Below are 12675 nucleotides of genomic sequence, written 5' to 3'. Positions count from 1 at the left end.
GGTCTAGTGTAGTGCCGCTTTGTGACGCAGCGGCGGCTGGAGTTCGAGACGGCGTGTAGCGACTTTCGCGCGCGTGTCCTCGTCGTGAAAGATGCCGACGATTGCCGCACCGCGTTCGCGCGCGTCGATGATCAGTTCCGCCACGACGTCGCGATTCCCGACGTCGAGCGAGGCGGTCGGCTCATCGAGCAGCAGCAAGGGATGCTCCGCGATCAGGCCGCGCGCGATGTTCACGCGCTGCTGTTCGCCGCCGGAGAACGTCGCGGGCGCAAGCGCCCACAATCGTTCGGGAACGTTCAGCCGGGCGAGCAGCGTGGCCGCGCGTTTGCGTGCTTCGTCTTCGGCGACGCCGCGCGACAGCAGAGGTTCAGCAACGAGCGCCAAGGTAGACACGCGCGGAATCACGCGCAGAAACTGGCTCACGTAACCGACGACGCTGCGCCGCAGGCGCAGCACGTCGTGCGGTTCGGCGCCCGTGATGGCGAGGTGCCGGGCGTCGCTCGCGTCGTCGCGAATCGCGATCGTGCCGGCGCTCGCGAGGTAGTTGCCGTACAGGCAACGCAACAGCGTGCTCTTGCCGGCGCCGGACGGCCCGACCAGCACGACGCATTCGCCGCGCTCGACTTCGAGCGACACATTGGCCAGCGCGTCGATCCGCACGCCACCCTGGCCATGCAGCGTGAACGTCTTGCCGACATGCTCGGCGCGCAGCATCAGCGCGGCATTGTCGATGAAGGCGCGCGACGGCGCGCCGGGTTCTACGGAAAACAGCGTGGGGGACAACGTAGAAGGCATCGTGAACCTCAAACCGGCAGAACGGAGGAAACCAGCGTTTGCGTGTACGGATGCTGCGGATCGTCGAGCACCTGATCCGTCAGCCCCGCTTCGACGACTTCGCCGCCTTGCATGACCATCAGCCGGTGTGCGAGCAGCCGCGCCACGCCGATGTCATGCGTGACGATCAGCACCGACAGATGCAGCGTGCCGGTCAGCGTGCGCAGCAGGTCGAGCAGACGCGCCTGCACCGACACGTCGAGACCGGCAGTGGGTTCATCCATGAAGACGAGCCGTGGCCCCGTCACCAGATTGCGCGCAATCTGCAGGCGTTGCTGCATGCCGCCGGAAAATGCGTCGGGAAACTCGTCGATGCGGGTGGGGTCGAGCTCCACGCGCTCCATCCATTGCGTTGCCGTATCGCGGATCCGCCCATAGTGACGCGCGCCGACGGCCATCAACGGCTCGCCGATATTCGCGCCGGCCGATACGCCGCTGCGCAGGCCATCGCGCGGATTCTGCTGCACGAAGCCCCATTCGGTGCGCATCAGAAGACGCCGGCGCGGTTCGGACAACGCGCGCAGATCGATGACGTCGCCATGCGAAGCGGTGTAGTGCAGCGAGCCGCTATCGGCTTCGGTGCGCAACGCGAGCGCATTGAGCAGCGTCGTTTTGCCGGAACCCGATTCGCCGACGATGCACAGCACCTCGCCAGGATACAGATCGAAGCTGACGTTCCTGCAGCCGTTGCGGCCACCGTATTGTTTCGTGAGCGCACGGGCGCTCAAAAGCGGCGTCATGCGGAAGCTCCTTCGGTCGTGTCGTTCGCCTGCTGAGCGCGGCGGTCGTGGCAATAGTCGCTATCGGAGCAGACGAACATCCGTTTGCCCGCGTCGTCGACGATCATTTCGTCGAGGAAGCTCTCGCGCGAACCGCACAATGCGCACGCGTGTTCCCAGCGCTGGATTTCGAACGGATGGTCGTCGAAATCGAGGCTGCGGACCGGCGTGTACGGCGGGATCGCGTGAATGCGCCGTTCACGGCCCGCGCCGAACAGTTGCAGCGCGGGGTTCATGTGCATCTTCGGATTGTCGAACTTAGGAATCGGCGAGGGCGAGCTCAGATAGCGGCCGTTGACGATCACCGGATAGTCGTAGGTGGTCGCAATACTGCCGTGGTGCACGATGTCTTCATACAGCTTCACGCTGATGAGGCCATAGTCCGCCAGTGCGTGCAGCTTTTTCGCCTCGGCGACGCGCGGTTCGAGCCGGTACAGCGGCTCGGGCATCGGCACCTGGTAGACGAGGATCTGTTTGTCCGTCAGCGGCGTTTCGGGTATACGGTGGCGGGTCTGCACGATCGTCGCTTCCGACGTACGGCGCGTCGTGGCGACGCCTGTCGTGCGCGCGAAAAAGCGGCGGATGTTGACGGCGTTCGTCGTTTCGTCGGAACCCTGGTCGATCACTTTCAGCGTATCGCTGCGGCCGATGATGGCTGCCGTCACCTGAATGCCGCCGGTGCCCCAGCCGAAGGGCAGGGGCATTTCGCGGGCCGCGAACGGCACCTGGTAGCCGGGCACCGCGACCGCCTTCAGGAGCGCGCGACGGATCATGCGTTTGGTCTGTTCGTCGAGGTAGGCGAAGTTGTAGCCTTCGGCGGCGCCGTCGTGCGTCGCGAGGGCTTGCTGGGTGTCGGGCGCGTTCATGCGGCCTGCTCCTCCTGAGCCTGATCGTCAATCGGGCGCGCGGCGTGCTGCGCGCGCAGGCGTCGCACGAGTTCGAGTTCCGCCTGGAAGTCGACGTAGTGCGGCAGTTTCAGATGCTGGACGAAGCCGGAAGCCTCGACGTTGTCGCTGTGCGACAGCATGAATTCGATGTCCTGGGTCGGCGAAGACAGCGTTTCTCCGAGTTCCTCGGCGCGCAGCGCACGGTCCACCAGCGACATGGCCATCGCCTTGCGTTCCGAATGACCGAACGCGAGGCCGTAGCCTTGCGTGAAGGTCGGCGGCACCTCATGGTTGCCGGTGAACTGGTTGATCATCTGGCATTCGGTGATGTCGATGTCGCCGATCTCCACCGCAAAGCCCAGTTCGTCGAGTTCCATTTCGACTGCGACCGAGCCGAAACGGATCTCGCCCGCGAACGGGTGTGTGTGCGCGTAGCCGCGCTGCGTCGCGTAGCCCATCGCGAGCAGAAAGCCTTCGTCGCCGCGCGCAAGGTTTTGCAGGCGCGTCGCCCGGCTGGCGGGGAACGACAGCGGCTCGCGCGAGAGATCGCCGGGTTCCGATGCGTCGGGCGAAGGCGTTTCCTGTTCGATCAGGCCTTCCTGGTTCAGCAGCGTGACGACGCGCGGCACCGGTTCATCCCGCGGTGCGCTGACGCTTGCTCGTGCCTGATGTTCCGGCATTCCGTCGACGTCATGTCCTTCCGCCAGCAGTGCGAAATCGAGCAGACGCTGCGTGTAATCGTAAGTCGCGCCTAGCACCTGGCCGCCGGGCACATCCTTGAAGGTAGCGGAAATGCGGCGCTCGACCTGCATCGCTTCGGTTTCGATCGCACGCGTATAGCCGAAACGCGGCAACGTCGTGCGGTAGGCGCGCAGCAGAAAGATCGCTTCGACCAGGTCGCCCGCGGCCTGCTTGATCGCCAGCGCAGCGAGTTCTTCGTCATAGACCGAGCCTTCGGTCATCACGCGGGCCACGGCAAGACGCAACTGTTCGCGGATCTGGCCGACGCTCAGTTCGGCGAGCCGCGTGTCGCCGCGGCGGGCCTTGTCGAGCATGCGCCACGATGCCTCGATCGCGCGTTCTCCACCTTTGACGGCAACGTACATCAGTTCACCTCCACGTGCGTGGTGCGCGGCAGGCCGATCAAAGCGTCGCCGCTGACGAGATAGCAATCGATGCCGCACGGAAAGAGCGGCGCGAGTTCCGCGCGCTCGGCCCAGAAGCGTTTCGGCAGGCCGAGCGGGGCGATGGTGGTGGTGCGCTCGATGCCTGGGCCGCGCAATGCGACGGGCGTGCCGCCCGTGAGCGCGTCGACGCGGATCAGCAAGGTCGCCGAATGCTCCGGCGCTTCGGCTTCACCGAGCGCGAAGGTCGCGAGCGGAGGCAACGTATCGGCATCGTGGATGTAGGCGAAGGCGGCTTCGTGCGCATTGGCGACGAGCGGCGCACCCGTGTGAAAGCGCAGCGATGAGCCCAGCACTGCGTCAGGCTGCGCGAGCCAGACAGGGGTCGAGTAGTCGCACAGCGTGAGCAGCGAGGCGAAAGCCGCGAGATCGACATTCGAGCGCGTGCCCGCTGCCCCGGATGTTGCTGTTCCGCTGGCCGCAGGCAGCGCGGCAACGACCACGCCCACGGTGCCCGGACGCGACAGCGCATCGAGCAGTGTGCGGAACACGGCCTGCGTGTCGTGGACTGGATCGGTAAAGCCCGGCGTCAATGCGGAGAGTGCAATCTGCGAGTCGTTCATCAGTTGCCCCGGACCATGGTGAAGAATTCGACGCGCGTCGCCGCCGCGTCCTGCTGGCGTGCCGTCCGTTGCGCCGCGATGCGCGCGGCGAGCGGCTCGATCAGTTGCGCGTGCAAGCCTGGGTGCTGCTCAGGCACTTGCAGCAGCGCGTCGGCAAGCGCGGCCAGTTCGGCCCGGCGACGGTCGCGTCCAAGATGGCACGCCACGCCGACAGGCGCATTGCCCCCCGGCTCGCGCAGCCGCAGCGTGGCGCGCGTGACGGTCGCTTCACCGAGATTGAAAGCGTCGCCCGTGCCGCCGATCCGGCCGCGCACCATCGCAAGGCCGGTTTCCGGCGGACGCAGCCAGTCGAACGCGGGCGCTGCAATACCGTCCAGCGCGCGGTTGAATGCGGCTTCGAGCTCGGCGCGCGGGGTGCGTGCGAGCACCGCCATCCACGCGCGCCGCATGGCAGGGGAAGGCGAGGCGGGAGATACGCTCATCGAGGTTCCTGTGAGTCCGGTGTCTGGTCATTTGACCATCTATTTGTCTAAACGTCTAGACGTTTAGAGGTAGAATTACGGCGGGGGTGAAGCCGGACGACCGTTTCATGTTTTCATCACGGCTTGCGCACTACAATGCACAGAACGTAATTGAAACTGAAGGGAATGACAGCACCATGACATCGAACGACAACGCGGCGCCGGGCACCCAGCTCGAACGCGGCGCGGGCGTCGCCGTCTGGCGGCAGATCGAACAGACCCTGGCCGCGGAAATTGCAGCGAGCGGATTTGGCGAAGACGGCCGTCTGCCGAGCGAAGGCGAACTGGCAAAACGCTTCGATGTGAACCGGCACACCGTGCGGCGCGCGATGCTCGGGCTTGCGGCGCGCGGGCTCGTGAGCGTCGAGCAGGGACGCGGCACGTTCGTGCAGCCCGGCGCGATCGACTATACGATCGGCCGTCGCACGCGCTTTACCGAGAACCTGCGTCAGCAACATCACGCGGCGGCGGGCACCATGCTGTCGGCGGCGCGCGTGAAGGCCGAGCCGAACGTTGCAAAAGCGCTAGGTCTGCGGGCGGGCGCGCTGGTCTACCGGATCGAATCGCTGCACGAGGCGGATGGTGTGCCGCTCACGTTTGCGCGCAACTGGTATCCGGCCGCGCGTTTCGGCGAACTGCCCGGCGTGCTTGAACGCACCGGCGGCATTACCAAAGCGATGGCGGAATTCGGTGTCACCGACTATCTGCGCAAGTGGAGCCGGATTGGCAGCGTGTTGCCCGATGCGGAAATCGCCCGGCGCCTGAACATCAACCGGCAGCAGCCGGTGCTGTGGGTCGAGAATGTCGATGTCGATCTCGAAGGCACGCCGATCAAGTATGGCGTCACGCATTTTGCAGCAGACCGCGTGCAACTGATGGTGGAACACGACACATGAGCACCGCTTCGCTGAAAAACGCGTGGGCCGTCGAATGGCCCGCAGAGGCGCGCTTTGCCATCTATTACGCGCCCTCGCGTGAGTCGTTGTGGTGGCAGGCGGGGTGCCGCTGGCTCGGCCGCGATCCGGAAAACGGAACCCTGTTGATACCGCCTCAGCCGGCAACGCTGTCACGTCCTGTTGCGGATCTCACGCGCGCGCCGCAACGCTACGGCTGGCATGGCACGCTGGTTGCACCGTTCCGTCTTGCCGACGGCGTGAGCCCGCGCGACGCACTCGATTTGGCACGGGCGTGGGCGCAGTCGCAGCGGAGCTTCAGATTGCAGGTTGAAGCCGCGCCTCTTGGCGATTTCGTCGCGCTGCGGCCCGCGGACGCCGAGGGCGACGGGCAGATGCGCGCGCTGGCGTCCGACGCGCTGACGAGGCTCGCTGCACTGCGCGCGGCGCCCGAGCCCGCCGATCTCGCGCGCCGTCTCGACGCGCCATTGACGGAACGTCAGCGCGCCTTGCTCGTCGAATGGGGATACCCTTATGTGTTCGACGAATACCGTTTCCATATGACACTTTCCAGCTCGCTCGACTCAGCGGACGACCGCGACGCGTTGGCCACGTACTGGTGCGAAGAGGCAGCGCGGCTTGGACCGCTGTCGATCGACGGCGCGGCGCTGTTCGTCGAACGCACGCCAGGCGCTCCGTTTGTGTTGTGGCACCGCCTGCCGTTCCAGGCCGGTCTGACGGAGGCGCGATGAGCGGCCAGCTAATCTATGTCATGGGGCCGTCCGGCGCGGGCAAGGATTCGCTGCTCGGCTTCGCGCGCGAAAAGGTGCCGGGCGAACCGGTGGTGTTCGCGCATCGCTATATCACGCGTCCCACCGGCAATGGCGAGAACCACATCGCGTTGACGCCCGAAGAATTCGAAGCGCGGTCTTCTTACGGCCTGTTTGCGCTCGAATGGTCGAGTCATGCGCTGCGCTACGGTATTGGCATCGAACTCGATGCGTGGCTCGCGCGCGGTTGTACCGTCGTCGTCAACGGCTCGCGGGCGCATCTGCATCAAGCGCTGACGCGCTATCCGCAGGCGCTGGTCGTTCACGTCGAAGCGGCGCCGCATATTCTCGAAGCGCGGCTCGGCGCGCGTGCGCGCGAGACGGCGGAGCAGGTGGCGGAGCGTCTTGCCCGCCGCGCGGCGTTTACGGTGCCCGAAGGGGTATCGCTTACCGTGATCGACAACTCCGGCGCACTCGAAGACGCGGGCCATGCCTTCGTCGAGGTCGTGCGGCGCGCGGCGTCGCGCCGCCGGTAAGCTACATCAGGGCTTCCTGCAGGAAACCCATCGACGACGCTTTCAGCGTCGCGGCCGCGCGGGTCGAGCATTCGAGCTTGCGGAACACACTTTCGACGTGTGTGCGCACCGTACTCGGGCTGAGTCCCAGTTCACGTGCCGCTTCCTTGTTGCTGGCGCCGCGGCTGATCGAGCGCAGCACGTCGATCTCCCGCGCCGACAGGCGAGCCGCCTGAGGGCGATAGCGCGGTGCCGTCTGCGGCGCGGGCCCCGAGGCAAGGAGTGCTTCAACGACGTCACGGTCGAAGCGTCTCTCGTCAGCCTCCTTGCGCAATGCCTGCGCGGCGTCCCCGGCCGTCAATGCAGCGCGCCACGGACGCGGCGAGCGCAGCGCCACCCATGCAATCGAAGCCCCCAGGACGCGCGCCTCCCGCGTGAGCGCCTGGCCCGCCGTGCCGCGAAAATAACCTGAGCCGTCGAGCCGCTCATAAGCGCATGACGCGAGTTCCGCCGCCTGTTCGAGCGCACCGGTCTGCCTGCCCGCACGCGAAGTCCAGTACGGCACGAGGCGCACCTTCTCCCATGCCGATGCAGAAAGACGGTTCGGGGAATTCCAGATGGCATTCGGCACGGCTGCGCGTCCGATCCCGTGTATCAGCCCGGCGCGGTAGACGCGGGCCTGCGTCTGCGGGTCGGCGGTGAGGCGCGCGCAGCACGCGGCGGCCGTGGTGGCCACCGTGCGTGAGTAGCCTGTCATCCACGGCAGCTTCAGGTCGATCACATCGGCGATCAATTCGGGCGACGTGGCCTCGCGCATGCGTGGCGTGAGTAGTGCATCGTCGATTCCGGCGGCTTGCTCATTGTCGAGGGTACGCAGCCACTGCGCGGCGTGCGTCGCGGCGAATGCCGTGAGTTGCGCCGGATAGCGTGCATCGGCGCGGCTCGCGATCAACGTCAGCGCGCGTTCGAGTCCGTACACGCGGCTGAAAATCTCCAGATCGCCCGCAATCGACACGACGAACACCGCGGGCGGCACGAGGCCGCCGGTCAGGCGGTCCGGCATGCCGTTGCCATCCCAGGCTTCGAAAATGTGCCGCAAGGCGGCTTCGGTGTCACCTGACAGGCCCAGCATCCGCGCGACTTCGCCGGATACTTCGCAATGGATCTGCGCGAGCGGTGTGATCGCGACGGCCGGGCCGCCTTGTGCGTCCAGCGGCTCGGCCCAGTCGGGGCGCATCGCGAGCATCGCCTCGCGGCCCGCGATATCGTCGCCGAGCGCGTCGGCGAATCCCGAGGCGTTCGCCGTGCAGCCGGACCATCGCAGCAGGGACGCTTCGCGCACCGTATCGCAGGTCGATACGCCGAAGCCGGCGGCGTGCGCGAGTTGCAAGGCGAGCCACGCGGTGCGCAGCGAGTGGTCGGTCGGTTGCCCCATGCTGAGGTCGCCGATGAAGGCGAGCGCCTTGACGGCGTCGAACGCGCGGATCGCAGAACCGTCTGCCTGCATGATTTTCGCTGTCTCCCGAGATCGGCCAGGTGCCGCTGCCTACTATACGCGACAAGGGTTTCACGACGGGTCGGTCATTTGACCGATACCGGAGGCGCCACTCGCCTGCGATGCTTCGCTCACCCTGAACCGCGGCGAGGAAGCCCATCATGAATACCCTGTTGAAAAAGTGTCTGGCGTCGGCGTTGCTGCTTGGCAGCCTGTTTGCGCTGCAAGCGGCGCATGCAGCCCATGCGGCCCCGCCGCAAGACCTGAAAGGCAAGAACGTCGTCCTCGTGCACGGCGCGTTCGCGGACGGCTCCAGCTGGGACAAGGTCATTCCGCTGCTGGAAGCGCGCGGCCTGCACGTGGTGGCGGTACAGAATCCGCTCAGTTCTCTGGCTGACGACGCCGCCGCGACAAAGCGTGTGATCGATCAGCAGAACGGACCCGTAGTGCTGGTTGGACACTCGTGGGGCGGCGTGGTGATCAGCCAGGCCGGCAATGACGACAAGGTCAAGGCGCTCGTCTATGTGGCTGCGTTTGCGCCCGACAGCGGCCAGTCGATCAACGACATGATCAAGGACAAGCCGGCGCCGGCATGGGCGAGCGAACTGCGCAAGGACTCGGCGGGCTTCATGACGCTGTCGACCGATGCGGTGGTTCACCAGTTCGCACAGGATCTGCCGCCTGCGCAGGCCCGTATCGTCGCCGCGACGCAAGGCCCATGGTTCGCCGGCTGCATCGACGACAAGGTCACGACCGCCGCATGGCACTCGAAGCCGTCGTGGTTCGTCGTCGCAGGCCGCGACCACATGATCGATCCGCGCCTTCAGGACGCGATGGCAAGCCAGATCGGCGCGACGGTGACGCACGTGGACGCGAGCCATGTCGCGATGGTGAGCCAGCCGAAAGCGGTGGCGGAGGCGATCATCGCGGCGGCAAGCAAGGCTGAGTGACTGGTTGAGCGATGGTTTAATGACCGCGTGAGTGACGGTTGGTCGAGCAAGGCCCGGCGCGTGCGCGCCGGGCCTGGTCAATCCGGCTCGGCCAGCGCCATCCGTTCCCGCGTCGCATCCTGCAGACAGGTCACGAACTGAGTGACGGCCGGTGTCGGCAGCAGGTCGCGGCGCGAAATGATGCTGATGTCGTAATCCGGCAGCGCTTCTTCGATCTGCGCCACGCGAATGCCCAGCGGTGCGACCCTCGCGGCCAGCGGCCGCGTAAAGCAGCCGATGATGTCGGTCTGCGACACAAGCCCGAGCGTCACCGCAAACGACGACGGCGCGCGCAGCAACCGCTTCGGCACGGGCAGGCCATGCGCGTCGAACATGGCGCGCATCACGCTGTGCGGAAAGTGATCGGCGCCGACCGTTACGATCCACTCCGCGTCGAGCAGTTCGTGAAGACGCCGCGCGTGGGCGAGCGGATGTCCTTCGCGCATCGCCACGACGAACTGCGTCGAGTAGAGCGGCACCTGGGCGAGATCGCTGTCGAGCGCCTGCACGTGATGGATCGCAGCAATGTCGAGCGCGCCGTTGCGCAGCCGGGCGACAGCATCGGGTACGGTCACTTCTTCCAGATGCAGGTTGACCTGCGGCATCGTCTGCCTGAAACGGGACACCGCCTGAGGCAGCGCCGTCAGCGCAATCGACGGCATCGTGCCGACGCTCACCCGGCCCGCCATCTCGCCCTTGACCTGTTCGACGGCTTCAACCGTGCGCCGCATGTCGCCGAGCAACTGCTCGGCGCGCGGCAATAGCGCAAGCCCGCACGCGGTGAGTTCGATGCCGCGCACGCTGCGCACCATCAATTCCGCATTCAATGCGCTCTCCAGTTCCCGTATCGTGTGGGTGACGGCCGGCTGCGTGACGCCCAGTTCGCGTGCGGCGGCCCGCAGGCTCCGGTGCTTCGCGGCGGCGACGAACGCCTGCAACTGCTGCAGCTTCATTAGGGTAATCCCGGTGATAAAGCCTGTTAATCGGGGTGAAAAAAATCGCATCTTATTCGAAATCAGTGGCGTCGATATAGTGCTGACCATTCGCCGCGACCATAGCGGCGCGAAATACCTGGAGTCCTTGATGAGTGAAGCACCGCGTTTTGCTGAAGTTGAAGACCTTGATCCCGCTGTCGAGACCCTGCGCGAGATCCGTCATCACATCCATCGCCATCCCGAGCTGGCTTACGAAGAGGTGGCCACAGCCGCCCTCGTGGCCGACAAGCTCGAGCAATGGGGCTGGACGGTCACGCGTGACGTCGGCAAAACGGGGGTGGTCGGCACCTTGAAGGTCGGTGACGGCAAGCGCAGCATCGGCATCCGTGCAGACATGGACGCATTGCCGATCATCGAACAGACGGGGCTGCCCTACGCAAGCGGCACGCACGGCAAGATGCACGCATGCGGCCACGATGGCCACACGACGATGCTGCTCGGCGCGGCGCAACACCTCGCCGCGACGCGCCGTTTTTCGGGCACCGTGCATCTGTATTTCCAGCCGGCAGAAGAAAGCGGCATCGACAGCGGCGCGAAGAAGATGATCGAAGACGGTCTTTTCGAGCGCTTCCCGTGCGACGCAGTGTTTGGGCTGCACAACCATCCGGGCGAAGAGCCGGGTGTGATGCTGTTTCGCAAGGGCCCATTCATGTCGGCGGGCGACAAGGCGATCATCCTGATCGAAGGCGTCGGCGGTCATGCCGCGCGGCCGCACTTGACGGTCGATCCGATCGTCATCGCGTCGAGCATCGTGATGTCGTTGCAGACGATCGTCGCGCGCAATGTCGATCCGTCGCAGCCGGCTGTCGTCACTGTGGGATCGATGCATGCGGGCACAGCCAGCAATGTGATCGCGAGCACGGCGCAACTGGAGTTGAGCGTGCGTTCGTTCAGCCCGGAAGTGCGCGCGTTGCTGAAAAAGCGCATTACCGAACTGGCGGAAGGACAGGCCGCGAGCTACGGCGGCAAGGCGAGCGTCGAGTACATCGAGGGCTATCCGGTGGTGGTCAATTCGGACGCGGAGACCGAGTTCGCGATCGAAGTGGCGCGCGAGCTGGTGGGCGCAGACAAGGTCGTCGCGCAGACCGACATCCTGATGGGCAGCGAAGACTTCGCGTTCATGCTGCAACAGCGGCCGGGCACGTTCCTGCGCATCGGCAACGGTGCGGGCGAAGATGGCTGCATGGTGCACAACCCGCACTACGACTTCAACGATCGCAACCTGCCGATTGGCGCTGCGTACTGGACGCGGCTCGTCGAGCGCTACCTGGAGCGGTAGCGCGCGTGCGGCGGGCCGCCGGGGCGGCCCGAATCCGCGGATAACGCGTGCTCAACCGGAAAAGACCAGGCAGAACCGCCAGCTACGCGCGGCCGGCGCTCAGCCGCGTCGCGCGACCATCTCCGAGACCGTTTGCGCGGCATGCTGCAGCGGTTCGAGAAACGCCTTCACCATCTGCTTCGCTGAATTGCGCTGTGCGTTTCCGCTGATGTTCATCGCCGCGATGATGCGGCCCTGGCGATTGCGGATCGGCGCCGACAGCGAAATCAGACCGGCCTCCAGTTCCTGATCGACGATCGCCCAACCCTGGCGACGCACCTGCGCAATGACCTTCTTCAACTCTTCCTTGTCGGTGACCGTGCGCGGCGTGTGCGCGTAAAGCGGCGACGAATTCAGGGTGGCTTCGAGCGTGTCGTCGTCGAGGGCGGCGAGCAGCACGCGGCCCATCGACGTGCAATACGCCGGCAGACGGCTGCCAATCGAAAGGTTGATCGTCATGATCTTGTGCGTGGGCATCCGCAGCACATAGACGATCTCCGTGCGGTCGAGCACCGCTGCCGAGCAGCTTTCGTGAACCTGCGCCGACAGTTCTTCCATCACCGGCTCGGCGAGATTCCAGAACGGCATCGAGGTCAGGTAGGCGAAGCCGAGATCGAGAATCTTCGGCGTGAGCCGGAACAGCCGCCCTTCGGCTTCGACGTAGCCGAGCGTCTGCAGCGTGAGCAGGATCCGGCGTGCCCCCGCGCGCGTCAGGCCGGTGGCGGTGGCGACGTCGGTGAGCGTCTGTTCGGGGCGCTCTGCATTGAACGCGCGGATCACGCCGAGACCGCGTGCGAACGACTGCACGTACGAATCGCCCGGCTTGTCCGGTGCGTCCGGCAATGCCGCGGACTGCGGATCGGGCTGCTGGTCGGGCTGCCTTGTGGGCATTGAAGCGGGCCGTGAAGCGGGCGCCTGGGGAGCTTTGCTCA

14 protein-coding genes are annotated in these 12675 nt (G+C 65.8%); 5 read left to right on the top strand and 9 right to left on the bottom strand.

What is annotated here, in order from left to right; all coding sequences use genetic code 11:
- Positions 1 to 3 precede the first annotated feature (3 nt).
- From phnL to phnG, 6 genes are read right to left on the bottom strand one after another with little or no spacing between them, the layout of a single operon-like run.
- Entirely contained in the window at positions 4 to 795 is a 792-nt protein-coding gene (gene phnL / locus P3T23_RS10710; RefSeq protein ID WP_429316125.1) for a phosphonate C-P lyase system protein PhnL, read from the bottom strand.
- Positions 796 to 803: 8 nt separating this feature from the next.
- Positions 804 to 1574, bottom strand: a complete 771-nt coding sequence (phnK, locus tag P3T23_RS10705) for a phosphonate C-P lyase system protein PhnK (protein ID WP_429316124.1) — start codon at positions 1572 to 1574, stop codon at positions 804 to 806.
- The gene (locus tag P3T23_RS10700) at positions 1571 to 2479 is read right to left on the bottom strand and encodes an alpha-D-ribose 1-methylphosphonate 5-phosphate C-P-lyase PhnJ (protein WP_429316123.1); all 909 of its coding nucleotides are present in this window, start codon (positions 2477 to 2479) and stop codon (positions 1571 to 1573) included. Before P3T23_RS10700 ends, phnK begins: the two co-directional genes overlap by 4 nt.
- Positions 2476 to 3606: a carbon-phosphorus lyase complex subunit PhnI gene (locus P3T23_RS10695; protein WP_429316122.1), complete on the bottom strand. Its 1131-nt coding sequence runs from the start codon at positions 3604 to 3606 to the stop codon at positions 2476 to 2478. The genes P3T23_RS10700 and P3T23_RS10695 overlap by 4 nt, the downstream gene beginning before the upstream one ends.
- Positions 3606 to 4247: a phosphonate C-P lyase system protein PhnH gene (phnH, locus tag P3T23_RS10690; RefSeq protein ID WP_429316121.1), complete on the bottom strand. Its 642-nt coding sequence runs from the start codon at positions 4245 to 4247 to the stop codon at positions 3606 to 3608. The genes P3T23_RS10695 and phnH overlap by 1 nt, the downstream gene beginning before the upstream one ends.
- A complete protein-coding gene (gene phnG / locus P3T23_RS10685) occupies positions 4247 to 4729 on the bottom strand; it encodes a phosphonate C-P lyase system protein PhnG (protein WP_429316120.1) in 483 nt (160 codons plus the stop codon). The genes phnH and phnG overlap by 1 nt, the downstream gene beginning before the upstream one ends.
- A gap of 176 nt (positions 4730 to 4905) precedes the next feature.
- Here phnG and phnF point away from each other — a divergent pair, with 176 nt between their 5' ends.
- The 3 genes from phnF to phnN are packed head-to-tail and all read left to right on the top strand — an operon-like array spanning position 4906 to position 6967.
- A complete protein-coding gene (phnF, locus tag P3T23_RS10680; protein WP_429316119.1) occupies positions 4906 to 5664 on the top strand; it encodes a phosphonate metabolism transcriptional regulator PhnF in 759 nt (252 codons plus the stop codon).
- Positions 5661 to 6413 (top strand): DUF1045 domain-containing protein, encoded by a 753-nt coding sequence (locus tag P3T23_RS10675; protein ID WP_429316118.1) that lies wholly within the window; start codon positions 5661 to 5663, stop codon positions 6411 to 6413. The genes phnF and P3T23_RS10675 overlap by 4 nt, the downstream gene beginning before the upstream one ends.
- Entirely contained in the window at positions 6410 to 6967 is a 558-nt protein-coding gene (gene phnN, locus P3T23_RS10670) for a phosphonate metabolism protein/1,5-bisphosphokinase (PRPP-forming) PhnN (protein WP_429316117.1), read from the top strand. Before P3T23_RS10675 ends, phnN begins: the two co-directional genes overlap by 4 nt.
- Position 6968: 1 nt before the next feature.
- Here the strand turns inward: phnN and P3T23_RS10665 are convergent, their stop codons facing one another.
- Positions 6969 to 8453: an HD domain-containing phosphohydrolase gene (locus tag P3T23_RS10665; RefSeq protein WP_429316116.1), complete on the bottom strand. Its 1485-nt coding sequence runs from the start codon at positions 8451 to 8453 to the stop codon at positions 6969 to 6971.
- Between the two features lie 149 nt (positions 8454 to 8602).
- On the opposite strand from P3T23_RS10665, the gene P3T23_RS10660 reads away from it, so the two are divergent.
- Positions 8603 to 9391, top strand: coding sequence for an alpha/beta fold hydrolase (locus tag P3T23_RS10660; protein ID WP_429316115.1), 789 nt, complete (start codon positions 8603 to 8605; stop codon positions 9389 to 9391).
- A gap of 77 nt (positions 9392 to 9468) precedes the next feature.
- Here the strand turns inward: P3T23_RS10660 and P3T23_RS10655 are convergent, their stop codons facing one another.
- Positions 9469 to 10383, bottom strand: a complete 915-nt coding sequence (locus P3T23_RS10655; protein WP_429316114.1) for a LysR family transcriptional regulator — start codon at positions 10381 to 10383, stop codon at positions 9469 to 9471.
- 130 nt (positions 10384 to 10513) lie between these two features.
- Between P3T23_RS10655 and P3T23_RS10650 the strand changes: the two genes are divergently transcribed.
- Positions 10514 to 11704, top strand: coding sequence for a M20 aminoacylase family protein (locus tag P3T23_RS10650; protein WP_429316113.1), 1191 nt, complete (start codon positions 10514 to 10516; stop codon positions 11702 to 11704).
- A gap of 99 nt (positions 11705 to 11803) precedes the next feature.
- Here P3T23_RS10650 and P3T23_RS10645 read toward each other — a convergent pair whose 3' ends face one another.
- Complete coding sequence (locus P3T23_RS10645; RefSeq protein WP_429316237.1) at positions 11804 to 12634, bottom strand: IclR family transcriptional regulator; 831 nt, start codon at positions 12632 to 12634, stop codon at positions 11804 to 11806.
- Between the last annotated feature and the right edge of the window lie 41 nt (positions 12635 to 12675).

This window comes from Paraburkholderia sp. GAS448, assembly GCF_050435685.1.
In the GTDB taxonomy this organism is placed as follows: Bacteria; Pseudomonadota; Gammaproteobacteria; order Burkholderiales; family Burkholderiaceae; genus Paraburkholderia.
The sequence above is the reverse complement of the archived record's forward strand: the minus strand, read 5'-3'. Positions and strand labels throughout refer to the sequence as shown.

What these genes read in the sequence shown, in the direction of transcription:
- phnK (WP_429316124.1), bottom strand. Translation starts at nt 1,574, where the DNA reads ATGACGCCGCTTTTGAGCGCCCGTGCGCTCACGAAACAATACGGTGGC.
- phnH (WP_429316121.1), bottom strand. Translation starts at nt 4,247, where the DNA reads ATGAACGACTCGCAGATTGCACTCTCCGCATTGACGCCGGGCTTTACC.
- P3T23_RS10660 (WP_429316115.1), top strand. Translation starts at nt 8,603, where the DNA reads ATGAATACCCTGTTGAAAAAGTGTCTGGCGTCGGCGTTGCTGCTTGGC.
- phnG (WP_429316120.1), bottom strand. Translation starts at nt 4,729, where the DNA reads ATGAGCGTATCTCCCGCCTCGCCTTCCCCTGCCATGCGGCGCGCGTGG.
- P3T23_RS10645 (WP_429316237.1), bottom strand. Translation starts at nt 12,634, where the DNA reads ATGCCCACAAGGCAGCCCGACCAGCAGCCCGATCCGCAGTCCGCGGCA.
- phnF (WP_429316119.1), top strand. Translation starts at nt 4,906, where the DNA reads ATGACATCGAACGACAACGCGGCGCCGGGCACCCAGCTCGAACGCGGC.
- P3T23_RS10700 (WP_429316123.1), bottom strand. Translation starts at nt 2,479, where the DNA reads ATGAACGCGCCCGACACCCAGCAAGCCCTCGCGACGCACGACGGCGCC.
- P3T23_RS10695 (WP_429316122.1), bottom strand. Translation starts at nt 3,606, where the DNA reads ATGTACGTTGCCGTCAAAGGTGGAGAACGCGCGATCGAGGCATCGTGG.
- P3T23_RS10650 (WP_429316113.1), top strand. Translation starts at nt 10,514, where the DNA reads ATGAGTGAAGCACCGCGTTTTGCTGAAGTTGAAGACCTTGATCCCGCT.
- phnL (WP_429316125.1), bottom strand. Translation starts at nt 795, where the DNA reads ATGCCTTCTACGTTGTCCCCCACGCTGTTTTCCGTAGAACCCGGCGCG.
- P3T23_RS10655 (WP_429316114.1), bottom strand. Translation starts at nt 10,383, where the DNA reads ATGAAGCTGCAGCAGTTGCAGGCGTTCGTCGCCGCCGCGAAGCACCGG.
- P3T23_RS10665 (WP_429316116.1), bottom strand. Translation starts at nt 8,453, where the DNA reads ATGCAGGCAGACGGTTCTGCGATCCGCGCGTTCGACGCCGTCAAGGCG.
- P3T23_RS10675 (WP_429316118.1), top strand. Translation starts at nt 5,661, where the DNA reads ATGAGCACCGCTTCGCTGAAAAACGCGTGGGCCGTCGAATGGCCCGCA.
- phnN (WP_429316117.1), top strand. Translation starts at nt 6,410, where the DNA reads ATGAGCGGCCAGCTAATCTATGTCATGGGGCCGTCCGGCGCGGGCAAG.